Source organism: Brevibacillus brevis (genome assembly GCF_900637055.1).
Lineage (GTDB): Bacteria > Bacillota > Bacilli > Brevibacillales > Brevibacillaceae > Brevibacillus > Brevibacillus brevis.
Genome location: NZ_LR134338.1, coordinates 1,992,929 through 2,019,849 on the forward strand (window position 1 = coordinate 1,992,929; position 26,921 = coordinate 2,019,849).

At 47.9% G+C, this 26,921-nt stretch carries 2 protein-coding genes (1 of these 2 cut by a window edge); both read left to right on the forward strand.

The genetic code is table 11. The features are described 5' to 3' along the window. Positions 1 to 5,405: the 3' portion of an SDR family NAD(P)-dependent oxidoreductase gene (locus EL268_RS10200; protein WP_106653684.1), read on the forward strand. It extends 6,541 nt beyond the left edge of the window; the window shows 5,405 of its 11,946 coding nt (coding positions 6,542-11,946); the start codon falls outside the window, past its left edge; the stop codon is at positions 5,403 to 5,405. After that, positions 5,402 to 26,920, forward strand: coding sequence for a non-ribosomal peptide synthetase (locus EL268_RS10205; RefSeq protein WP_106653683.1), 21,519 nt, complete (start codon positions 5,402 to 5,404; stop codon positions 26,918 to 26,920). The genes EL268_RS10200 and EL268_RS10205 overlap by 4 nt, the downstream gene beginning before the upstream one ends. The last annotated feature ends 1 nt before the right edge of the window (position 26,921 follow it).

A 26,921-nucleotide genomic window follows, 5' to 3' on the forward strand; every position in this document is an offset into this window, starting at 1 on the left:
ACTGGAACAAGCTCTACGGGGATACGAAGCCTCGTCGAATCAGCTTGCCTGCTTATCCTTTTGCAAGAGAGCGTTATTGGCTGCCAAAGATGGAGTCACAAGCCGATGGTTTTACCGCAGCAGGAGCACTGGCTACCCTGCATCCCATGCTGCATCAAAATACGTCTACCCTTTCGGAACAACGGCACAGTTCGACGTTTACAGGGCAGGAGTTTTTCCTAAGAGATCATGTCGTGAAGGGGCAAAAGGTTTTGCCTGGGGTAGCTTATCTGGAGATGGCACGAGTGGCTGTGGATTTGGCAGCAGGTGTCCGACCTGATAACCAGTCAGCGATTCAATTGAAAAATATTGTGTGGGCGAAACCAGTTATTGTCGAAGATGCACCGATCCAAGTACACACGGGACTATATCCGGAAGAAAATGGTGAAATCGCTTTTGAAATCTACAGCCAGCCAAGAGAAGCCGAGGAGAATCTAGTAGTACATAGCCAGGGAAGAGCAGTACTACGATCAGCTATGAAAGCGCCAACGCTCGACCTTTCTGCCATTCAAGCACAGTGCACAGCGAATAGTTATAGCAATAGCCAATGCTACGAAACGCTTCGTGGGATAGGACTGGCATACGGTCCATCACACCAAGGAATTGAGAAGCTGTTTGTCGGGCCAGACCAAGTGCTGGCAAAGCTGATCTTGCCTTCTTCCGTTTCGGATACAGCAGGAAAATTTGTCCTCCATCCGAGTATCATGGACGCCGCATTACAGGGATCGCTTGGTTTCATGATGGGCACTGCCGACCTTCAGCCGTCCCTGCCTTTTGCCTTGGAGCAATTGAACATTTACAGTGCTTCTACAACGGTTGTATGGGCTTTGGTTCGCTACAGTGACGGCAATGCCGCTACACAAAAAGTGCAGAAGCTCGACATTGATTTGTGTGATGAGCAAGGCAAGGTTTGTGTAAGTATGAAGGGATTCACAACAAGGGTGCTCGAAGGTGAAAAAGCTGCTGGAGCTGCAAAAGGCAGCAAAAGTACAGGGGAATCAAGCAAAATCACTAGTACGTTGATGCTGCAGCCTGCTTGGATCGAACAAGCCATTCCTAAGGAAACCGAAGCTCCTGAATATGAACAGCATGTAGTGATGCTCTGCGAACTCGGTCATATTTCATGGGAAAGCATTTCATCTCAGATAAACGGTGCGAAATTCCTAGTGTTGCAATCCGATCAGCAAGGCATAGCGGAACGATTCCAAGCGTATGCTGTTCAGGCATTTGAAGAAATAAAAGCCCTTCTTCAAGCAAAGCCAAAGGGGAAGGTCCTGATTCAGATCGTTACTCCTCTCCAATCGGAACAACGGCTGTTCGCTGGAATTGCGGGTCTGTTGAAAACGGCACAGATCGAAAACCCGAAAGTAATCGGACAGTTAATCCAAATCGATTCAACCGGAGATTCAGCGGGATTGGCGGAGAAGCTGAAAGCAAACAGTCTTTGCCCAACCGACAGCCAGATTCGCTATCAGTTCGGGAAAAGATATATGGCGGGATGGAGTGAAGTTGCAGTTCCACAGGATGAAGCAAGCATGCCGTGGAAAGACAACGGGATTTACCTGATCACAGGCGGAGCAGGTGGCTTGGGACTTATTTTTGCCGAAGAAATGGCGGAGAAAGCCCGTGGCATCACCTTGATTCTGACGGGACGCTCTGAGCTGACTGAGGAGAAGCAAGCAAAGCTTCGCAAGCTTGCGGACAACGGGACCAGAGTCGAATATCGCCAAGTGGATGTCACGCAGAAACAGGCCGTGGAGGATTTGATCCAAGGTATTCAATCCGAGTTTGGCGATCTTCACGGGATCATTCACAGTGCGGGCGTGACTCGCGACAACTTTATCCTGAAGAAAACCAAAGAAGAGGTACAAGCAGTTCTCGCGCCAAAGGTTGCGGGACTGATTCGTTTAGACGAAGCGACTAAGGGACTGAATCTGGATTTCTTTGTGCTCTTTTCTTCAGCGGCTGGTAGCTTGGGCAATATGGGCCAAGCAGATTATGCGACTGCCAACGCTTTTATGGATAACTACTCCGCTTACCGTAACGAACAAATCGCACGAGGCGAACGGCAGGGTCAGACCATCTCCATCAATTGGCCGCTGTGGAAAGAGGGCGGAATGCAGGTAGATGAAGAGACAGAAAAGAGATTGTGGGACGACCTTGGCATGGTGGCTATGCAGACGGCTTCGGGTATCAACTGCTTGTATCGGGGGTTAGCTTCGGGACAAGATCAGTTGATGGTCATGGAAGGTGATCTTGTACGAATGAAGCAAAGACTGATGGGGGCAACGGCAACCTCCTTGACCTCAACAGTTCATTCGAGCAGCTTGCAAAGCGAGGTTCAGGCGTCTTTGCTGAAAATGGTCGCTGAATTGCTCAAGGTTGATAGCGATGATATGGATATCCACGCTGAGCTCCATGAGTACGGCTTTGACCAGATTAAGCTGACCGAATTTACAAACAAGCTGAATCAAGCCTATGAGCTTGAACTGACTCCCTCTGTATTGGTAGAGTACCCGACGCTTTTTGCTGTCTCGCAACACTTGATGGATGCATACCGGGATCGACTCATACAACAGTTCCAACCAGCAGAGAGCCCAAGTACCCCTGCAAAAATGGAGAAAGAACAGCTTGTTTCCGTTGGGCAACCAGATGTGCTTCGGGCAAAAGTAAGGGAGTATCTGAAAAAGGAAATTTCTGCTGTTCTCAAGCTCCCAGTTTATAAAATTGATGAGGATGCTCCGTTGGACAAATACGGGATCGATTCGGTCATGGCGATGCAATTGACCACTCAATTGGAAAAAGCATTCGGTTCACTGTCGAAAACGTTACTCTATGAATACCAAAACATTGGGGATTTGACAGACTATCTTTTTGCACATCATCGAGACAAAATCATCGAGATCATGGGGGCTGGGAAAACCGCAGAGACAAGTACAGCAGTGAATGTTGCTAATGTACTGCCTACTTCTGCCTCCATCACAGACCATCGCCGTCGTTTCTCGCAGTTTGTTACGCGTGAACAGGCAAAGAAACAAACAACATCTGAGCTAGACATTGCCATTATTGGTGTTTCGGGTCGCTATCCGCAGGCTTCCCATATACAAGAGTTCTGGAACAATTTGCGGGAAGGCAAGGATTGCATTACAGAAATTCCGCAAGAGCGCTGGGATCACAGCTTGTATTTTGACGAGGCTCGGAACAGCCAAGGAAAAGCCTACAGCAAATGGGGCGGCTTCATTGACGGTGTCGATCAATTCGATCCGCTGTTCTTCCATATTTCTCCTCGGGAAGCGGAAATGATGGACCCTCAAGAACGCCTTTTCCTGGAAACCGTGTGGAATCTGCTCGAAGAGGCAGGACACACGCGAGAGGTATTACAACGTCAATATGATAATCGAGTCGGCGTCTATGTAGGGGCGATGTATCAGCCGTATCACGCCTTTGATGCGGATATGGAAAAGGGCGCTATCATTTCCCTGTCTTCCTACCATTCGATTGCCAACCGAGTCTCTTACTTCTTTAATCTGCAAGGTCCAAGCATGGCGATTGATACAGCGTGTTCTTCATCTGCCATTGCCATTTATCATGCCTGCGAAAGCTTGATTAAGGGAGAAAGCTCGCTTGCTATCGCGGGTGGCGTGAATGTTTCGATTCATCCGAAGAAATACCTGGGCTTAAGTCAGGCCCAAATGATTGGAAGCCATGCGGACAGCAGAAGCTTTGGAGATGGAGACGGATATTTACCAGCAGAAGGCGTAGGCGCTGTACTATTGAAGCCTTTGGCCAAAGCGATGGAAGATGGAGATTCCATCTTAGCCGTCATCAAATCAGCTGCGACCAATCATGGCGGACGTACCAATGGGTTTTCCGTGCCTAATCCCCAAGCACAAGCGCAATTGATAGAAGAAAATTTTGCTAGAGCGGGCATTGATCCCCGGACGATCAGTTATGTGGAAGCCGCCGCGAATGGTTCGCTGCTGGGAGATCCGATTGAGTTGAAGGCGTTAACGAATGCTTTTTCGAAGCAGACGGACGATGTTCAGTTTTGTGCGATTGGGTCGGTGAAATCGAATATCGGTCACGCCGAGGCAGCTTCTGGTATTTCTCAGCTGACAAAGGTGATTTTGCAGCTACAGCATCAGGAGTTGGTTCCCTCTATAAAAGCGGAGCCGTTGAACCCGCATGTCAATTTTGCAGAAACGCCTTTTTATTTGCAAAAAGATCGACAAAAGTGGGATCGACCTGTGGTGAGAATCAATGGAGAAGAACGAGAGGTTCCACGCCGGGCGACGATCAGTTCGTTTGGAGCAGGCGGGTCAAATGTTCATTTGATTCTCGAAGAGTATATTCCGCCGCAGACAGAGATGAAATCCATTTCTTCTGCCACTTCACCTCAGATCGTGGTTTTCTCGGCAAAAAATACGGAGCGATTGCGTGCCGTTGTCCAGCAGATGCTAGCATTTGCCAAGCAGCAAGCGTTTTCCTTGGCGGATTTTGCCTATACGCTTCAAGTGAAACGAGAAGCTATGGAATGCAGGCTGGCTATGGTGGTTCAAAATCGAGATGAACTGATTCATGGATTACAGGCGTATTTGGAAGCGGTCGAACAAGGCAGCGAGCCAACTGCATCGATTCCTATCTATACAGGAGATCTTGAAGAAGACCATGCAGGAGTGAGAAATCTTCTTTCAGGCAAAGTAGGAGATACCGTATTGCAGGTTCTTTTCGCAGAAAATAATCTGGAAAAGCTTGCCCTTCATTGGACGCAGGGAGGCAAAATTCCTTGGGAATCCTTGCATCCACAAGAGCGACGCACGCTATCTCTGCCTACCTACCCTTTTGCCAGAGAACGCTATTGGCTCTCCACTTCCGAGGGTGAGCAGGCGCAGCTTGGATCTGAAGCGATCCGTCAACCTGTGGAAAAAGCGACGTTAGCGATTGATATCGACCCGGACAGCCCAACAGAGGAAAACATTCTGCGTGATATGGCACAATTTATCTCACGGGAATTACACCTTTCTGAGGGGCAAATCAAGATAAACAAATATTTCTTGGACTATGGCATGGATTCGATCATGGTTACCAAGTTGATTCGTCATTTAGAGCAGCGCTGGAACATCAAAATCAGAGGGCGGGAAGTGCTGGAGAACCCGACGATGAAGTCGTTGGCTCATCTACTGGCGATAAAAATAAAAGAGTGGAGTCATAAAGAGATCGCTTCCACTACAGATTTCGAAACAATGTCTCCGGATAGCGGTGAACGGACAGAAAATCTCGCAGTCGATATGTTGCAGAAATTCAAAGAAGGCCTGCTAAGCTTAGAAGAGATCGAACAGTTAATCGACAAAGGAGGGATGATATGATGCGACGGGAAATTCTCATGGCTTACAAAGAAGGTAAGCTGTCTGCTGTGGAAGTCCAAGAGAAGCTTCTGGAGCTGGAAAACCCATCGTTTACAAGTCCTCTGTCCATCGGGCAGCAGGGATTGTGGATGTTGCAAAAAATGTCTCCTACGATGAGTGCTTATAATGTTCCGTTATGCTTTTGCATCCGCCAGAAATGGGACGTGGTCTTATTTAAACAGGCTTGCCACCTTGTACTTAAACAGCATCCGATTTTACAGAGTTCGATTATGGAAAAGCATGGTGTTCCGTATCTGCTTCAACGCCTGGAGCAATCGCTTGCCATTGAGCAGGAGGACATCTCAAACCTAACGTCCCAGGATGTTTTGCCATATCTCAGGCAGAAAGTAAAAGAGCCCTTTTCATTGGAAAAGGGTTCTTTGCTTCGCATTCATCTATTGTCACGTTCGGAAGAAGAGCATTTTGTCCTGATTACGATCCATCATATGATATTTGACGGACATTCTTCCTTGCTATTACTACAAGCATTGGTCCATACATATATCGAGCTAGTTGAAGGAAAGCAGCCGAAAGCAACACCGGATTCAACCGTTTACGCTGACTTCGTAAAGTGGGAACAGGACATGATGGCGAGCCCGGAAGGTGGGGAACATCGTTCTTACTGGCTGGAGCAATTGTCAGGGACGCTACCGCAACTGGAGCTTCCTACTGATCGCCCGCGTTCTTCGGCACCAAGCTTTGAGGGGCAGGTTTTTACGCACGTATTTTCACGAGAATTGAGTCAACAGGTGAAGAAGCTCTCCAAGCATTACCGCATGAACCCATCTGTTCTCTTATTAGGGATATGTAAAGCCTTATTGTATCGCTATACAGGTCAAACAGATGTGATTGTCGGCATGCCGACGATGGGACGTCCAGAAGAGAGATTCGATTCAGTAATCGGTTATTTTGTCAATATGATTCCCATTCGCAGTCAGGTAACAGGAGAAAAGTCTTTCTCCCAGTTCATTCGAGAATTGCAGCTTACGCTGATTGACGGGATGGATCACGCTGTCTATCCTTTTCCAGCGATGGTTCGCGAGGCAAACATTCCTCGACTTCATGGAAATTCACCTGTATTCGATATCATCTTTACGTACCAAAATTTTCTGCAATCGCAAAATTTGCAGCGGTTTTATGATGAATGTCAAAACAAGCTTGCCATCGAATTAATTGAGGGTGTTCATCAAGAGGGTGAGTATGAATTTGAGTTAGAGGTGTTTGAGCAGGAAGCCGAGTTTGTATTGAATCTGAAATACAATCCGCACGTATTTGATCAAGCGACGATACAACGGATGGCAGAGCATTATCAAAATATCGCAAACGAAGTCATCAAAAATCCTGACATCGCTTTGGATGAGATACCACTTATTTCTGCTGAAGAAGGAAACATGCTGCTCGTTGAGTGGAATGCGACTGATGCGGCATTCCCACAGGCTTTATGCATCCATGATTTGTTCGAGAAGCGAGTCCAACAAACACCAGATGCTGTGGCTGTTGTTTATGAAAAGCAGTCGTTGACCTACCGTGAACTGGATGAACGGATTACCAAGCTGGCGATCTATTTGCAGGCCAAGGGAGCAGTTCCTGAAGCTACAGTAGGGATTTGTGTCGAACGCTCCTTGGAAATGGTCATCGGCATTTTAGGCATTCTGAAAGCTGGCGCAGCGTATGTTCCATTGGACCCAACCTATTCCACAGAGCGATTGGCATACATGGTGGAAGACAGCAAGATCACTTTGGTGCTTACGCAAGCTCGCCTTTTGGACAAGTTATCTTCAGCCGCAGGAGAAAATACGAAATGCATCGTGCTAGACAGGGATTGGGAAGAAGTTGAACAGACAGCCCAGCGACAAAAAACGCTCAACCGGATCGTAAATTCAACCCATCTAGCTTATGTGATTTATACATCCGGAAGCACAGGGAAACCCAAAGGGGTCATGGTTAGTCATGAAAGTATCATCAACACCCTCTTTTTCCTTGAATCTCGTTATCCCGTTATGGAGAACGATGTTTATCTGCTGAAAACCAACTATGTGTTTGATGTTTCTTTGTCCGAGCTGTTTGGTTGGTTCATTGGTAGAGGACATCTGGTCATTCTTCCGCCACATGGGGAGAAGTCACCAGAAATGTTAGCCGAATATATCGTGAAGCATCGCGTGACTCATGTCAATTTTGTTCCAGCGATGCTGAATGTCTTCGTCAACGGCGTTGAAGCGAATCAGCCATTCTTGCAGCATTGTCCGCTAGAATATGTGATGGTTGCGGGTGAAGCCTTTCCAAAAGAGTTGGTGAAAAAGACGGTTGCTGCTTTTCCAAAGGCGAAGATTGAAAATATTTACGGGCCAACAGAAGCTTCCATTTATGCAGCATGGTTTTCCTGCTCTGAAAATGAACTGGTCAGCAGCAATACACCGATTGGTAGACCTGTCGCAAATACGCAACTCTACATCGTTGATCGCCATATGAATCCCGTGCCAGTTGGGGTTCCAGGAGAGCTTTGCATTGCGGGAAAAGGCTTGGCTCGTGGGTACTTGAATCGCCCAGAGCTTACCGCAGAGAAGTTTGTAGATAACCCGTTTACACCCGGAACCAAGCTGTATAAAACAGGTGATGTAACACGTTGGCTGCCTGATGGAACGATTGAGTATTTAGGCCGAATCGATCATCAAGTAAAAATTCGAGGGTTTCGAATTGAATTGGGTGAGATCGAGAGCCAACTAATGGCTCATCCACAAATCCAAAGCGTTGTCGTGTTGGTGAAAGAAGAGGGAGATCATAAACGGTTGGTTGCGTATTATGTTCCGAAAGCAGGTGCGAACCACGAACGGCTTGAGCCCTCAAAATTACGGGATTATTTGAGGAAGAATTTGCCAGAGTATATGCTCCCGGCATTTTTTGTTGCCATGGATAAAATCCCGTTAACCGCTAATGGAAAAGTGGATCGTACAGAGCTGCTGAATCAAAAGCTTGTGGTAACACAGCCGAAGAAACAGAGCCTCCCGCAATCTGATATTGAGCAAAGGACCTTGAAAATTTGGCAGGATGTCCTGAATGTAGAGGGGATCAGTACAGAAGATGGCTTTTTCGATGTGGGCGGAGACTCGATTCTCGCTACTATGGTTGTCGCCAAAATGACGGAAGAGTTTCAGTGCGATCTAAATGTGACCACTCTATTTAAGTACGTCAATATTCGAGAGATTAGCGAATATATCGCAGCACGGAAAGAGAATGAATCGGATGAGCAAGCGGATTTTGCCAATCCGAGCCAGGCAACGTATAGTGAAGGACAAGTGGAGGAGACTTATCCTGAATACTATGAGGATAGCATCGCGATTATTGGAATCTCCTGCCACTTCCCGGGAGCGAAAAATCATAGAGAGTTTTGGGAGAATTTACGAAACGGCGTAGAAAGTGTACGTTTTTTTTCTGATGAGGAAATCGATCAATTACACCTGCCTGATGAATACTTGCAGAATCCGAACTTTATTCCGGTGCAGTCCACCATTGAAGGGAAGGATCACTTCGATCCAGGATTTTTTCACCTTTCAGCCAGAGACGCAGAATTTATGGACCCGCAGTTTCGACTGCTATTGACCCATTCATGGAAAGCATTGGAGGATGCAGGGTATACACCGAAACAAGTACCGCAGACGGGTGTATTTATGTCGGCGAGCAATAGTTATTATCAAGCGCTCTTGCCGCATTTCACCAAGGAATCACCGAATGTTATGAAAGACCCCAATGAATATGTCTCGTGGGTTTTGGCACAAGGTGGCACCATTCCCACGATGATTTCTCATAAAATGGGGCTGAAGGGACCGAGCTTTGCCGTCCATTCCAATTGTTCTTCCTCGCTGGTCGGATTGCATCTGGCTTATCGCAGCCTGCAATCGGGAGAATCGAAAGTGGCTTTAGTAGGGGGCGCAACTATTTTCCCTACGACTTATACAGGGTATATCTATCAAGCCGGATTGAACTTTTCCAGTGATGGTCACTGCAAGACGTTTGATGCGTCAGCAGACGGCATGATCGGTGGAGAAGGAGTCGGCGTGGTTGTTCTCAAAAAAGCTTCCGATGCGATCAAGGACGGGGATCATATTTATGCCCTCATGAGAGGAATTCGCATCAATAATGATGGGGCAGATAAAGTCGGATTTTATGCGCCAAGTATAAAAGGTCAGGCTGAGGTGATTCAGCAAGTATTAGATGACACCAAGGTTCATCCTGAAACGATCAGCTATATCGAAGCGCATGGAACGGGCACTTATTTAGGCGATCCGATAGAATTTGCGGCGCTCAATGAAGTGTATACAAGATACACCTCCAACAAACAGTACTGCGGACTTGGATCGGTGAAAACCAATATTGGACATCTCGATACAGCTGCAGGGTTAGCAGGTTGCATTAAAGTAGCATTAAGCTTATACCATAATGAAATTCCTCCATCGTTAAACTATGAAAAGCCGAATCCGAATATCAATTTGGATCAATCGCCGTTTTATGTGGTTGATACGCTCAAAAAATGGGAGGACGCACCTGTTCCCCACAGAGCGGCGTTAAGTTCATTTGGTCTTGGCGGGACGAATGCCCATGCCATTTTTGAACAATGGAAGGTTGGGGCAGAAGCTAAGCGTGTCAGCGTGAGCGATGATAACAGCCATCACGTTTATTTCGTGCCGTTATCAGCTCAAAAAGATGATCGAGTCCTGGCGTATGCCCAGCAACTCGTTGATTTCCTGAGCAACAATCATGAACGAGTCCATATAGCAGATTTGGCCTATACTCTCCAAGTGGGAAGAGAACCGATGGAGAGCAGGGCTATTTTTATTGTCAAAGATACAGCGGAACTCATTCAAAAGCTGAGTGACTTTTTGAGCGGAGAGGAACAAACAGCAGGTAGCTTTAGAGGAAACGTAAAACAAGCAAACCATGAAGTCTCCCAATTGAAAAAGAATGGGACGAATCGTGAGCTATTTACCAAGCTGTTTGCAGAAGGCAAAGGAGAAAAAGCAGCCGAGTTGTGGAGCAAGGGTCTGGATATCGAGTGGGAGGTCCTGTACAACGATGCTAAACCGCGTCGTATCAGCCTGCCTACCTATCCTTTTGCGGAGGAGTCCTATGGGGTTCCTGAGATGCATACGAAAATGAACATGAATGTATACACGGAGTCGGGAGCGGCTTCTGTACAGATTTCGCCAATCCCTTCAACAACTCCAACGCCAGAAACGCTTCTTCTCCAACCGTGCTGGAACGAGCAGGAGATCAGCCAAAAAGCTGGTTCACCTGCTTTTGCAGAGCATCTCGTGATCCTTTGTGAATGGGCAGAGGAATTCAGAGAGCGTATCAAATCCGAAATGAACGGAGTGCGCTGCCTGGTCCTACAACCACAATCACAGCAGGAAAATATAGCAGAACGGTTCCAAGCCTACACGGTCCAGGTATTCACGGAAATCCGGCGAATCCTTGCCAATAAACCAAAAGGAAAAGTTCTGCTTCAGCTTGTTGTGCCTGACAAAGAGGAACAGCGATGCTTCTCCGCTCTCTCAGGTTTGCTGAAAACGGCGCAATTGGAGAATCCCAAGCTGATTGGACAGCTTATTGAAGTCCAAGCAGAGGACAATCCAGCGGAATTGGTTCATAAGCTGCAGCAAAACAGCACCGATGAGAAAAATAAGCATATTCGTTATCGGGATGGCAAGCGATGGGTGAGCGGCTGGAAAGGGATGGAATCCTCTCAGCCAGCGGAGCATGTATGGAAAGATGAAGGCATTTATCTGATTACTGGCGGTGCTGGCGGATTAGGCTTGATTTTTGCCAAGGAAATCGCACAGAGAACTGTGGGAGCGACTGTGATTATCACGGGTCGTTCTCCCTTGGATGAAGAAAAGACAGCCAAATGCAGCGAATTAAAAGCACGGGGAGCCAATATTCAATATCGTCAAGCTGACATCACACAAAAGCAGGCGGTAGAGGACTTATTCCAAGCCATCAAGCAAGAGTTTGGAAGCCTCACGGGCATTATTCATGGTGCGGGTGTCATTCGCGACAGTTTTATCATTAGAAAAACGGTGGACGAACTGGAGCAAGTGCTAGCGCCAAAAGTTTCGGGACTGGTGCATCTCGATGAGGCAAGCAAGGATATGGCGCTTGATTTCTTTATTCTCTTCTCCTCTGGGGTGGGGTGCTTCGGGAATGCAGGGCAAGCCGATTATGCTGCTGCCAATGCCTTTATGGATCAATACGCCAAGTATCGCAATGGTTTGGTGAAAGCAGGCGAACGACAGGGCCAAACACTCTCCATCAATTGGCCGCTGTGGAAAGATGGCGGCATGCGTGTTGATGAAGCGACAGAGAGGATCATGGAGGCCAGAGGCATGATCGCGATGCCGACTGCAAGCGGCATTCAGGCGCTGTATCAAGGGGTGGCTTCTGGCTCTGTGCAGATGCTGGTTATCGAAGGCAATCTGCCAACACTCAAGGAACAGTTGCTAGGTACTCCTGCCGTGTCGCAGTTCGATGCCACACCGATGCAGGATGCGAATCTTTCGGTCGATGCAGGTGTGTTAAAAGAGAAAACGCTCTATCAGCTAAAAGTGATGTTCGGTCAAGAAACAAGGATTGGAGCAGGTAAAATCGCTGTCGATGAACCGTTCGAAACATACGGAATCGATTCGATTATGGTGATCCAGCTGAATAAAAAGCTAGGGGATGTCTTTAGCGAATTGTCCAAGACCATCCTGTATGAATATCAGACTCTTGACACCCTTGCCGATTATCTCGTCGCGGATCATCTGCAGGAATGCATGAAATGGACGGGGCTGGACCGTCAGGGGGCGGTCAATCTCGGAGTTCCAACACCACTGGCGGGTAACGAACGTGATACAGCCACCCATGGACCGACTCGCAGTGTAGAGGTGCAATCAGGAAATCAGATAGCGCGGGAGCCGATTGCCATTATCGGCATGAGCGGACGTTATCCAAAAGCGCGATCGTTGAGCGAGTATTGGGAGAATCTGAAGTCTGGAAAGGATTGCATTACAGAAATTCCGGAAGAACGCTGGTCATTGGATGGCTTTTTCGAGCCTGATCCAGACAAAGCTGTGGCAGAAGGAAAAAGCTATGGCAAATGGGGCGGTTTTGTAGACGGATTCGCTGACTTTGACCCCCTCTTTTTCAATATGTCACCGTGGGAAGCGATGCATTTCGATCCGCAGGAACGGTTGTTTATGGAGTCTTGCTGGGAAGTGCTGGAGGATGCTGGTTATACGAGACAACTGCTTGCAGAAAAGTACAATCGACGAGTCGGAGTGTTTGGAGGGATTACAAAAACAGGGTTCAGCTTGTATGGACCTGATTTATGGAAGCAGGGTGAATGGATTTACCCGCACACGTCGTTTAGCTCGCTGACGAATCGTGTTTCCTATTTCCTCAATCTCCAAGGTCCGAGTATGCCGATTGATACGATGTGTTCCGCTTCGCTCACAGCGATACATGAAGCGTGCGAGCATCTGTATAACGGGGATTGTGAACTGGCGATTGCCGGCGGAGTCAACCTGTATCTGCATCCTTCCAGCTATGTCTTTTTGTCAGCACTGCATATGCTTTCCGTGGATGGACAATGCAAAAGCTTTGGGCAAGGCGGAAATGGTTTTGTACCGGGAGAAGGCGTAGGTACAGTGCTGCTCAAACCACTGTCAAAAGCCATTGCAGATGACGACCATATCTATGGGGTGATTCGAGGAACCAGCGTGAATCACGGCGGAAAAACCAATGGCTATACCGTACCGAATCCCACTGCGCAAGGAGAGCTGATTCGCCAGGCACTGGATAAGGCAGGCGTTCATGCCAAAACCGTAAGCTATATAGAAGCGCACGGAACAGGCACAGAGCTTGGCGATCCAATTGAAATTACGGGTCTTATCCAAGCCTTCCGCAAGGATACGCAGGATACGGGATTTTGTGCAATTGGCTCCGTTAAATCCAATATTGGTCACTTGGAAGCGGCGGCTGGGATAGCAGGAGTGGCAAAAATATTGCTGCAAATGAAGCATCAGCAGCTGGTACCAAGTCTACATGCGAAAGAGTTGAATCCGAATATTCCGTTTTCGAAAACGCCTTTTGTCGTTCAGCAAGACTTGGCTGAGTGGAAACGACCGCTAATAGAAGTGAATGGAGAAAGGAGAGAATTCCCGAGAATTGCCGGAATTTCTTCTTTTGGTGCAGGAGGGTCCAATGCACACGTTGTGATTGAGGAATATATTCCTGAGGTCAAGGAACGCCCGTTGATCACGGTCAGTCCGCAAAATCCGGCGATCATCGTTCTGTCGGCGAAGAATAAGGAGCGTCTCGTCGAACAAGTGCAAAGACTGTTAGCGTCGATTGAGGAGCAATCATTTACAGATGCGGACCTGGCTGATATTGCTTATACGCTCCAAGTGGGACGCGAGGCAATGGAAGAACGCCTGGCCCTGATGACGAGCTCGCTTGCAGAACTTGTGGAGAAGTTGCGTAGCTTTCTTGCAGGTGATGACAGCGTTGCCGACCTCTATCGTGGTCAGGTAAAACGCGGCAGAGAAACAGCAGACATCTTCGCAGGCGATGAAGAATTGCAAGAAGCGATTGAAAAATGGATACAACGCAAAAAATTCTCCAAGCTTCTCGATTTCTGGGCGAAGGGCTTGAATTTTGACTGGAATAAGCTTTATGACGACAAAAAGCCTCGTCGGATTAGCTTGCCGGCGTATCCTTTTGCCAGAGAGCATTACTGGCTGCCAAAACCGAAGATACAGCCGTCAACTAACACACAAGGTACGCTTGGTCTGACTGCTTCCCTTCATCCTTTGCTGCACCAAAATACTTCGGATCTCAGTGAGCAAAGATTCAGCTCTACTTTTGATGGTCAGGAATTCTTTTTATCGGATCATGTTGTAAAAGGAAAGAGAATCCTGCCTGGGGTTGCTTATCTTGAGATGGCTCGAGCTGCTGCCGATCTAGCAGCGGGAGCGTTGGAAGAAGAGCAATTCACGATGGAGCTGAAAAATGTAGGTTGGGCGCAACCGATTGTGGTGGAAGACAAGCCTGTTCAGGTACACATCGGCATTTATCCTGAGGATAACGGCGACCTTCGTTATGAAATATACAGCGAACCGCAAGCAGAACAGGCTGAATCGGTAGTACACAGTCAAGGAAGTATAGTGTTTGCAGCGATTTCTGCTGCACCCACACATAATCTCGATGCGATCAAAGCACAATGCAGCAATCGGACGCTTCATGCAAGTGAGTGTTATGAAGCCTTTCAAACAATGGGACTTGTCTATGGTCCAGCCCAGCAAGGAATTGAGCAAGTGTACGTGGGAGAGGGACAAGTATTGGCCAAGTTAGCCATGCCTTCCAAAGTTGCCGAGACGCAAGGAGAATTCGTCTTGCATCCGAGCATGCTGGATTCGGCCTTACAATCCTCGATCGGATTATTGCTTGGCACAGGCGATACAGCGATTCTGAAGCCAATCCTGCCTTTTGCACTGGAGAAGCTGAGCATTTTTAGCCAGACTACATCCCAGATGTGGGTATGGATTCGACAGGCTGACGGCAGTAATACGGGAAACAAGGTACAGAAAGTAAATATTGATTTGTGTGACGACCAAGGAACGGTTTGCGTACGTATGCAGGGCTTCTCGGCACGAGTGCTGGAAGGCGAAGTAGAGACGGTGGATTCCAAAGGGAAACTCGGAACACTGCTGCTTCATCCTGCGTGGAAGGAACAAGCGGTTGTGAGCAACGCCGAAGCCCCTGACTATACACAGCGAGTCGTGATGATGGTTGAACCGGATCCCGTTTCTTGGAATAATCTCCAAACCTATTTGAATGGAGTCCGTTGCATTTCTTTGCGATCCGCACAAGAAGGTATTGCCGCGCGTTTCATTGATTATACGAAGCAGGTAGTTGAGGAAATTCAAGAGATTTTCAAGCAAAAAGTACGCGGCAAGGTATTGATTCAGCTTGTCGTTCCCTTGCGAACAGAACAGCCGTCTTTCACCGCTTTCTCTGGATTGCTGAAAACGGCCAAATTGGAGAATCCCAACCTGATTGGACAGGTAATAGAGATAGAATCGGGCAACGATGAATTCGAGATTGCTGAAAAAATAAAGGAGAATGAACGCTGCCCATTTGATGTTCAAATACGATATCAAGCTGGAAAGAGATATGTATCTGACTGGGTAGAACTGGATGCTCCACAAGGGGCGAGCATTCCATGGAAAGACGGTGGGGTTTATCTCATCACTGGCGGAGCAGGCGGACTCGGTTATATTTTTGCCAACGAAATTGTACAGAAGGTTCAACATGCCAACCTGATTCTGACTGGACGTTCCCCATTGGATGAAGAGAAGCAAGGTAAACTCCAAGAATTGAAAAACTCGGGAGCAAGAGTTGAATACCGCCAAGTTGATGTGACGCAGAAACAGGAAATGGCAGATTTGATCCAGACGATTCAACAGGAATTTGGGTGTCTTCATGGCATTATTCACAGTGCTGGCGTGCTCCGTGACAGCTATATCCTCAAGAAGAACAGGGAGGAAGTCCAAGCGGTTCTCGATCCGAAGGTTACGGGTCTCATCAATCTGGATGAAGCCAGCAAAGATGTAGAACTGGATTTCCTGGTGCTGTTTTCCTCGGTGGCAGGCAGCTTGGGGAATATCGGACAAGCTGACTATGCTTGCGCCAACGCCTTTATGGACGGATTTGCCCACTATCGCAATGGATTGGTTGCGTTACAGCAACGTCACGGACAGACCTTGTCCATGAATTGGCCGTTGTGGAAAGAGGGCGGAATGCAGGCGGACGCAGAGGCTGGCGGCATGTTGGAGCATAGCAGGGGAGTAGTCGCTATGCAGACTTCGACGGGTATTGCAGCTATGTACCAGGGGTTAGCCTCCGGAAAAGCTCAGGTCATGGTGATGGAAGGCGATCTGGCTAAGCTCAAGCAAACACTGTTATTGCAAACACCAGTCAACAGTTCTCAATCGAAGCATGCTCCTGTCCGATCAGAAGCTTCGGTAACGGTGGATACCAGCAGCCTGTTGCATAAAGTGGAACTGGCTTTGATGCAAACCGTGTCAGAGCTGCTTCAGGTTCCTACCACGGATATTGATGTCAAAGTGGAGCTGCCTGAACTCGGATTTAATCAGGTACTCCTGACTGAATTCGCCAACAAGCTTAGTCAGCAATATCACATTGGGCTGATTCCGACGATATTCGTGGAGTGTCCGACGCTTCAGGAGCTTGCTTCCTATTTACTCGAAGAATTTGAAGACATGCTGGTTAAACAGATGCAGCCAGTGGTATCGATTACACCAACCAAGGTAGAGCAAAATGAAAAACAAGCGATCACCAGTGTGGAACATAATGTCCTCCAAGAGAAAGCGGCTCATTTTGTGAAAAAGGAATTTGCCGAGGTTCTGCAACTGCCCGTGAATCGAATCGAAGAAGATGCCTCGATGGAGACATACGGAATTGATTCGATTCTATCCATGAAATTAACCAACCAATTAGAGAAAAGCTTTGGCTCGCTGCCGAAAACGTTATTTTTTGAGTACCAAACGATTCAAGAATTGATTGGATATTTCTTGGATTCCTATCGCGAAAAATTGATTGAAATCTTGGGGCTAAAGGAACAGCAGGAAACAGTTGTTATCGAAGAAACAGCATCCGTGACAAAAGAAGAAAACACGTCGAAAAGGCAAAGGAACAGCCACCGCGGAAGCAGTCGCAAAGGCTCGCGGTTCATTTCGACACAGAAGGAAGCCCAACCAGTCAAAGGAGCTTTGGACATTGCGATCATTGGGGTTTCTGGACGTTATCCGAAAGCGCGGAATACGCAAGAGTTCTGGAACAATCTGCGCGATGGCAAGGATTGCATTACGGAAATCCCCAAAGAGCGCTGGAACCACAGTCTGTATTTTGATGAGGATAAGAACAAACGAGGGAAAACCTACAGCAAATGGGGCGGATTCATAGACGGTGTTGATCAATTCGATCCGCTGTTTTTCAACATTTCGCCTCTGGAAGCAGAAATCATGGACCCGCAGGAACGTTTATTCCTGGAGTGTGTGTATGAAACCTTAGAGGATGCAGGCTATACCCGCGAATCTCTCGGATCGTCTCAAGGCTTCGGACTGGGCGGTAATGTCGGTGTTTATGTGGGCATCATGTATGAAGAGTATCAACTGTATGGCGCACAAGAAACCTTGATGGGCAGACCAATGGCCCTTGGCGGAAGCTTCTCATCTGTAGCGAACCGGGTTTCTTATTTCTTTAATTTCCATGGTCCTAGCGTAGCCGTTGATACCATGTGTTCCTCCTCTTTAACAGGCATCCATTTTGCCTGCCAAAGCTTGCAGCGCGGTGAATGCGAGGTTGCGATTGCGGGTGGTGTCAATGTTTCCATTCACCCGAATAAATATTTGATGCTCGGACAGGGAAAATTTGCTTCCAGCAAAGGGCGATGCGAAAGCTTTGGGCTTGGCGGTGACGGCTATGTGCCTGGCGAGGGTGTCGGAGCAGTACTGCTTAAACCTCTGGCGAAAGCAATTGCCGATGGAGATCAAATTTACGGTGTGATTAAAGGAAGCGCCATTAACCATGGCGGCAAAACAAATGGCTATACCGTACCTAACCCGAATGCACAAGCGAGCGTGATTGGGCGTGCCTTGAAGGAGGCAGGAATTGATCCACGGACGATTAGTTATTTGGAAGCGCACGGTACAGGCACTTCTTTAGGAGATCCCATAGAGATAGCGGGATTGACAAAAGCCTTCCAAGCGTACACATCAGACAAGCAGTTCTGCTCCATCGGATCAGCGAAGTCCAATATCGGACATTGTGAGAGTGCAGCGGGAATTGCCGGGATAACGAAGATCCTGTTGCAGCTCAAACACGGACAACTAGTACCATCACTGCATGCGGAGGTGCTAAACCCAAATATTGATTTCAGCACGACTCCGTTTGTCGTACAGCAAGAGCTGGCGGAGTGGAAACGTCCTGTCATTGACGGTCAGGAAATGCCAAGACGCTCCGGTGTGAGCAGCTTTGGTGCGGGTGGCTCGAATGCTCATGTCGTTATTGAAGAATACATTCCAGAATATGAGAAACATCCAGCTATCCAAGTAAGTCACGCGAATCCAGCGATCATTCTCCTGTCAGCGAAGAACGAAAGCCAGCTCCACGAACAGGCACAGCGTTTGTTAACTGCGATTAGGGATCAGTCCATTTCTGACCTGGACTTAGCAGATATTGCTTACACGCTTCAAATTGGGCGGGAAGCCATGGAAGAGCGCCTGGCTGTGATGGCCAGCTCCATGGAAGAGCTTCAGGAAAAGCTGACGCAATTTGTAGATGGACAGGAAAGCATCACAGATGTATTCCGAGGACAGGTGAAGAGCAATAAAAAGACAATCGCCGTGTTTGAAGCGGATAAAGATTTGCAAAAGGCAATCGATGCTTGGATAAGCAAAAGAAAATACGCCAAGCTGCTTGATCTGTGGGTAAGTGGAGGCGTGGTTGACTGGCACAAGCTCTACGGTGAGAAGAAGCCTCGTCGCATGAGCTTGCCTACGTATCCGTTTGCAAGAGAACGTTATTGGATTCCTCAGATGGATACGCAATTTGCACGCGAAGTGGCAGCAGCATCAGAAGGGACGCTCTTCCTTCACCCATTGCTCCAGAAAAACACGTCTGAATTGTTGGAACAGCGGTATAGTTCTACCTTCCGTGGACAGGAATTTTTCTTGGCAGATCATGTTGTGAATGGACAGCAGCTCTTACCGGGAGTTGCCTATCTCGAAATGGCACGCGAGGCAATCGATCAGTCAGCGGGAGCCTTGAAAGCGGGACAGAATGGCATGACGCTCAAAAATATTGTGTGGGCCAAGCCGATTGCTGTCGATGATCAGCCAGTCGATGTTCACATTGGTCTTCAGCTGGAAGACAGTGGGGAGATTGGCTATCGAATCTACAGTGAGCCTACAGGAAATGAAGCAGAAGAGATTGTGCATAGTCAGGGAAGTGCCGTTTTCCATACGGTTGCCGAGACTCCAACGCTTGATCTTGCTATGTTGCAAGCCGCGTGCAGCCATCGTATTTTGAGTGGCAGCCAATGCTATGAGATTTATAAAGCAATGGGAATCCAGTATGGTCCAGCGCTGCAAGGAATTGAGCAAGTGCATAAGGGTACGGAGCAGGTGTTGGCAAAGCTGTCCATACCTTTCGCTGTTTTGGGGACAGAAGAACAGTTTTTACTGCATCCAAGTATGATGGATTCTGCTTTGCAGGCTGCGATTGGTTTATTTATGGGGGCAGATGACTGGAGTCTCTCCGATCATCTTGATTCACTAAAGCCAATCTTGCCTTTTGCGCTGGATGAGCTGGAAATCTTCAATCCATGCACGCCGCAGATGTGGGCGTATATTCGCTACAGTGATGGCAGCAACGCATCTGATCATGTGCAGAAGCTGGATATTGACTTATGTGACGAGCACGGAAACGTTTGTGTCAGAATGAAGCGATTTTCCTCTCGTAAGCTGGACGGTAAAGCGGTAGACTTCGAAGCTACAGAGAGACAAGGAATGCTGATGGTTCATCCTTGCTGGAAGGAACAAGCAGGTACTCAGGAAACAGAGACTCCTGCCTATGCACAGCATATCGTGATGATTGCGGAAGGCTTTGAATCGTCGCTTGCAAGCATATCAGCACAGATGAACGAAGTGCGCTTGATTCCTTTGCAATCCCAACAGGATGGCATTGCGGAGAGGTTCGAGACCTATGCTTCCCAATTATTTTTGGAAATCCAAAGCATTGTCCAACAAAAGATACATGGCAAGGTGCTGTTGCAGGTCGTCGTTCCCGACAAAGCGGAGCAGGCATACCTAAGCGGACTTTCTGGCTTGCTGAAAACAGCTCAGCAGGAGAATCCAAATCTAATCGGCCAATTCATTGAAATAAACCCAGGTGAACAAGCAGCTGAAATCGTAAACAAGCTGCAAGAGAATGCCTGCCATCCTATGGATGACCGAATTCGCTATCAAGCGGGCAAACGTTATGTACTGGGCTGGTGCGAAACCAAGCCATTGCATGATGAGGTGACCATTCCGTGGAAAGATCAAGGAACCTATCTGATTACGGGTGGAGCAGGCGGTTTAGGGTTGATTTTCGCAAGGGAAATCGTGAGTCAAGCGAAACAGGCAACCTTAATTCTCACAGGACGTTCTCCTTTGCCAGCAGATAAACAAGCGATGCTTCATGATTTGCAAAAGTCAGGGGCAAGGGTTGTCTACCGTCAAGTTGATGTGACGGACAAGCAGGAAGTACTCCAGCTCTTCCAAAGTATTCAACAGGAATTCGGAGGTCTTCACGGCATCATCCATAGCGCGGGTATCGTGCGAGATAACTTCATCCTCAAGAAAACGACAGAAGAATGGAACCAAGTGGTAGCGCCAAAAGTTGCCGGTCTCACGAATTTGGATGAGGCAAGTAAAGATCAGCCTCTCGATTTCTTCGTCCTTTTTTCTTCGATAGCAGGAAGTATAGGAAATGTTGGTCAGGCAGACTATGCTTGCGCGAATGCCTTTATGGATGGCTATGCGAAAGATCGAAATGAACGGGTGCAGGCAAAGCAACGTCAGGGTCAAACAGTCTCCATCAACTGGCCGCTCTGGAAAGAGGGCGGGATGCAAGTAGATGAAGCGGTTGAGGAGATGGTGAAACAAAGGGTAGGAATGATCGCTTTGCAGACCGCGACGGGTATTCGCGCTTTTTACGAAGCCGTAGCTTCTCGAAAAGATCAGGTGATGGTAATGGAAGGAAATTTACAACGCCTCCGCGCAGCAGTGGTGGGAAGACCGCAGACAATGGAACAAGAAGTCAAAGCTTCTCCCGTCATACAACCATCAAGTAATCATTTGCCAAAGGAAAAAGCGATCTATTATTTCAAAAAGCTTGTCTCTTCCGTCATCAAGCTGCCAATAGACCGGATCGAAGCAGACGCCTTGTTGGAAAAGTACGGAATTGACTCGATTATGGTCATGCAATTAACGAATGAATTAGAAAAAACGTTTGGTTCGTTGTCGAAAACATTATTTTTCGAATATCAAACCATCGAAGAAATTGCAAAATACTTCCTGGCAGCGCACCCGGATCAAATGATGAGTATCTTTGGTTTGGATGAGAAAGAAGCACCAGCGGCATCCCCTGTTAAAAAGGCGAGCGTTGCACAAACGATGGTTGCAGCAACACCAAAACCGATCATCAACAACCGCAGGAGCAGAGGCAACGCATTGATAGAAACGACGAGAGAAACCAAACCAGCAAACGACGCCTTAGACATTGCGATTATTGGGGTTTCCGGTCGTTATCCGAAAGCTAGAAATATGAATGAGTTCTGGCGTAACCTGCGTGATGGCAAGGATTGTGTCACAGAAATTCCCGAAGAGCGTTGGGATCACAGCCTGTTTTTTGATGCAGATAAGAAAAAGCAAGGAAAAACCTACAGCAAGTGGGGAGGATTCCTGGACGGTGTTGATCAATTTGACCCGTTATTTTTCAATATCACACCAAGAGAGGCTGAAATCATGGACCCGCAAGAGCGCTTGTTCTTGGAATGCGTCTATGAAACGTTAGAGGATGCCGGGTATACTCGTGAATCTCTCGGCTCGACACCTGGCATGGGCCTGGGCGGTAATGTCGGGGTTTATGTCGGAGTCATGTACGAAGAATACCAGCTCTACGGAGCCCAAGAAACGATGCTTGGCAGACCGATGGCGCTGGCAGGAAGTCCAGCCTCCATTGCGAATCGGGTTTCTTATTTCTGCAACTTCCATGGACCTAGCATGGCGGTAGATACCATGTGTTCTTCTTCCCTGACAACCATTCATTTGGCTTGCCAAAGTCTACAGCAAGGGGAATGTGAGGCTGCGATTGCAGGTGGTGTTAATGTATCGATTCACCCTAATAAATACTTGATGCTTGGACAAGGCAAATTCGCATCCAGCAAGGGACGATGCGAGAGCTTTGGCATCGGTGGCGACGGGTATGTTCCTGGCGAGGGGGTGGGAGCAGTCCTGCTCAAGCCTCTGGCGAAAGCGATTGCCGATGGAGATCAAATTTATGGTGTGATAAAAGGAACCGCCGTTAACCATGGAGGAAAAACGAATGGATACAATGTACCTAGCCCGAATGCCCAAGCTCGGGTTATTGGACGTGCTTTCCAAAAAGCCGGAATCGATCCGCGGACGATCAGCTATCTGGAAGCACACGGTACGGGGACCTCTTTAGGCGATCCCATTGAAATGACGGGCTTAACGAAGGCTTTCCAAGCGTATACAAATGACAAACAGTTTTGTGCCATTGGATCGGCGAAGTCGAATATCGGGCATTGTGAGAGTGCAGCGGGCATTGCTGGGGTGACAAAGGTCTTATTGCAGCTCAAGCATGGACAATTAGCACCATCCCTGCATGCTGAAGTGCTCAATCCGAATATAGATTTCAGCGTGACGCCGTTTGTTGTTCAGCAAGAGCTGGCGGAGTGGAAACGCCCTGTCATTGACGGACGGGAAGTTCCACGACGTGCAGGTGTGAGCAGTTTTGGAGCGGGTGGATCGAATGCCCATGTAGTGATTGAAGAATATATTCCAAAAAGGCAAGAGCAGCCTACGGTAATGGCAAGTCCGAAAAATCCTGCATTGATCCTCTTATCGGCTAAGAATGAAGAACAGCTTCATGAACGGGTACAACGACTGCTCAGAGCCATTGAAGAACAGGGATTGTCCGATGCGGATTTAGCTGAAATGGCGTATACCCTTCAAGTGGGACGAGAAGCGATGGAAGAACGTTTGGCTGTGATCGCGGGCTCGATGACTGAACTTGAAGAGAAATTGAAGCAATTCATAGGAAGACAGAAGGACATTGAGGACCTGTATCACGGACAGGTAAAACGTCATAAAGAGACCTTGGCCATCTTTGCAGCAGATGATGATATGCCGCAAATGATTGATTCCTGGATGAACAAAGGAAAATACGGCAAATTGTTGGACGTTTGGGTGAAAGGGCTGAACATTGATTGGAACAGCTTGTATGGGGAGAGGAAGCCCCGACGGATTAGTCTTCCAACCTATCCATTTAGCAGAGAAGTGTATTGGGTGCCAGGTGGTTATACGTCATTTACAGGTGCAACATCCCTATCCACCTATGAGGAGATTCCTGCTCAGCCAGACATGCGCATCGTGAAAAAGCAATGGAAGGCTTGCCCAGCGATGCCAACCAAGGTAGCTCATCGAACGATTGGTATTTTCACAACGGATGAAACGAAGCAATTGGCGATTCAACTGTCCAACCATTTCGCTCAGAGTGAAATCCTAGAGCTGAACGAGCTCGAATCACGATTCCATCAGGATGAGACGGCGTGGAAAAACTATGATGGCATCGTAGATTTGGTCGGTTCTGGATATCAGCAGACCGATTTGCTGGGTTGGATTCCATGGCTGCAACAACTTATTGAGAATGGTCATAAGGAAGGCTTGAAGCTATTGGGTGTGACAAGAGGCTTGGAGTCTTTCGAGAATGACTCTGTCAATTTGGCGGGCGCCTCACGTGTTGGTTTGTACCGTATGCTGCAAAGTGAATATAAGCATCTGCAATCACGCCATGTGGATCTAGATCCATTGGCTGATGAAGAACAACTTGCGCAACAGATTGCAGCAGAGTTTCTCATTGATGATCAGGAAACAGAGGTTTGCTATCGATCAGGTGGGCGTTATAGTGCTTATCTTCAGGAAGAGCTGGTAACAGACAGTCAGGAGCCAGCGCTTGTTTTCCCTGAGAACCATGTTCTATTGATCACTGGCGGTACACGAGGGCTTGGGTATTTATGTGCCAAGCATTTTGTAGAGCGCTATGGTGTCAAAAAACTGGTGCTCACAGGGCGAGAAAGTCTGCCGCCGCGCGAGCAATGGGAAGCCTATCAGCAGCAAGGTACTCCCGTAGCAAAGAAAATTCAGGCGATACAAGCTTTGGAAGCGCAAGGCGTACAGGTTCGAGTCTTAGCTGTATCCTTAACTGATGAAGAGGCTTGGCAACGGCATTTGGACGAATTGAAACAGACGATGGGTCCGATTGGCGGGGTGATTCATTGCGCTGGTTTTAGCGATGATCAAAATCCTGCGTTTATTCGGAAATCGACGGATGGCATTCAGCAGGTCGTACAACCGAAAGTGGCTGGGCTGCATACGCTATACCAAATCTGCAAGGACGAGCCTTTACAATTTTTCGTTCTCTTTTCATCTGTTTCGGCAATCATTCCATCCTTGGCTGCGGGTCAGAGTGATTATGCGTTAGCCAATGCCTATATGGATTATTTTGCAGAAGCACATGCTGATTCTTGCCCGATCATTAGCATTCAATGGCCGAGCTGGAAGGAAACGGGAATCGGTGCAGTCGCGACCAAAGCCTATCAACAAACAGGACTCGTACACATCACTGACGAGCAAGGACTGCGATTACTGGATCACATTCTTTTGAAAAAGATTGGTCCGGTTGTTTTCCCGGCAGCCATTAACGAAGAGCTGTGGGAACCCCATCAGCTGATGCGACACAAAAAGCAAGAAGTTTCTGCTGCGAACCTGTCGTCTCATCGTTCAACAGCAGACAAGCCGACGCAAAACTTGGTGGATCTTGTGAAGACAGCGCAAACAAGATTGATTGAGCTGTTTGCGAAGGAGTTGAAAATAGATCCTGCCAGATTGGAGATAGACAAAGAGTTTCCAGACTATGGGATCGATTCGGTGCTACTGGCTCAAGTCATGAATGAGATCAGTAAATGGCTGGGCAAGGACTTGGAGCCGACGATTTTATATGAATATCCCACCATCGAAACACTTGCAGAATGGCTGACCAGCAATCACGGCGATTCCATCGCTGACGATCTCGTGCTGACTTTTCCTAAAATGAACGACCATCCGAAGAGTCAGCCTATCAGTCGTGAAACTGTAAAAAGCCAGTTGGTGAGCAATCAGGCTACCCAATATCGGGAGGTAAATCCATCTGACATTGCAGTAGTGGGGCTCTCTTGCCGTTTTCCGGGTGCGCGTAACGTCGAAGAATATTGGAAGCTGTTAGCGGAGGGCCGTTCAGCCATTGGTGCTGTACCCAAGGAACGCTGGGGTTATGAAAATTCCTATCATGCAGGACTTCTGGACAACATTACTGCTTTTGATCCTTCTTACTTCCTGATAGCAAAAGAAGATGCCAAGGCCATGGACCCGCAAGCCTTATTGGTATTGGAGGAAAGTCTTCATCTATGGCATCAGGCAGGATACACACCGAAGGAAATCAAGGGAAAAGCGGTAGGCGTCTACATCGGGGCAAGAAGTAATCACCGCCCAAGCGAAGATCGTCTTCATCAAACACAAAACCCGATTATGACCGTGGGACAAAACTATTTGGCCACAAATATTTCCCAGTACTTCGATCTTAGAGGTCCTAGTATGGTCATCGATACCGCATGCTCTTCGGCGCTGGTCGGGATGAATATGGCGATTCATTCCCTTCGCAGTGGAGAGATTGAGGCTGCTATCGTAGGCGGGGTTAACGTGTTAAGTGGTGATGAAGCGCATCGGATGTTCCATCAAAGAGGAATTTTAAGCGAAGAGCCAGCCTTCCATATTTTTGACAAGCGTGCGGGCGGACTCGTATTGGGAGAAGGCGTAGGAATGGTTCTATTGAAGACCGTGGCGCAAGCACTGGCTGATGGTGATGAAATACATGCCGTCATCAAGGGAGTAGCGGTCAACAATGACGGACGAACGGCAGGTCCTGCCACTCCGAATTTGCAAGCCCAAAAAGAGGTTATGCAGTCAGCACTGGCTAAAGCTGGTGTGAAGCCGGAACAAATCAGCTATATTGAAGCAAATGGTTCGGGTTCAGAGGTTACAGATTTACTTGAGCTAAAAGCCATTCAGTCTGTCTATCGCTCATCTCATACGGCCGCTTGCGGATTGGGATCGATCAAACCCAATATCGGTCATCCATTATGTGCAGAAGGGATTGCCAGTTTGATAAAAGTTGTGCTGATGCTCAAACACCAACAATTGGTTCCGTTCCTGTCAGGGCAAGAGCCGATGACCCATTTCCATATGGAGTCAACGCCTTTTTATTTTCAGCGACAGCTTTCTGAATGGAACGATTCGCCCAGAATAGCAGCGATTAATTGTTTTGCAGATGGGGGAACCAACGCCAACGTCGTTTTACAATCCTGGGAGGAGGCAGTCTCACGCCCGAACAAACGACATTCGATTGCACCTCCGACGTTAAACCGATTTGACGTCTACCGTGAAGAGGCAGGTCGTTCAACAAAAACAATGACATTTCTGAGCCAGAAACCAAATCATACGACCAGTATTTGGAAGCGACAAATAGTGGAGGGATAAA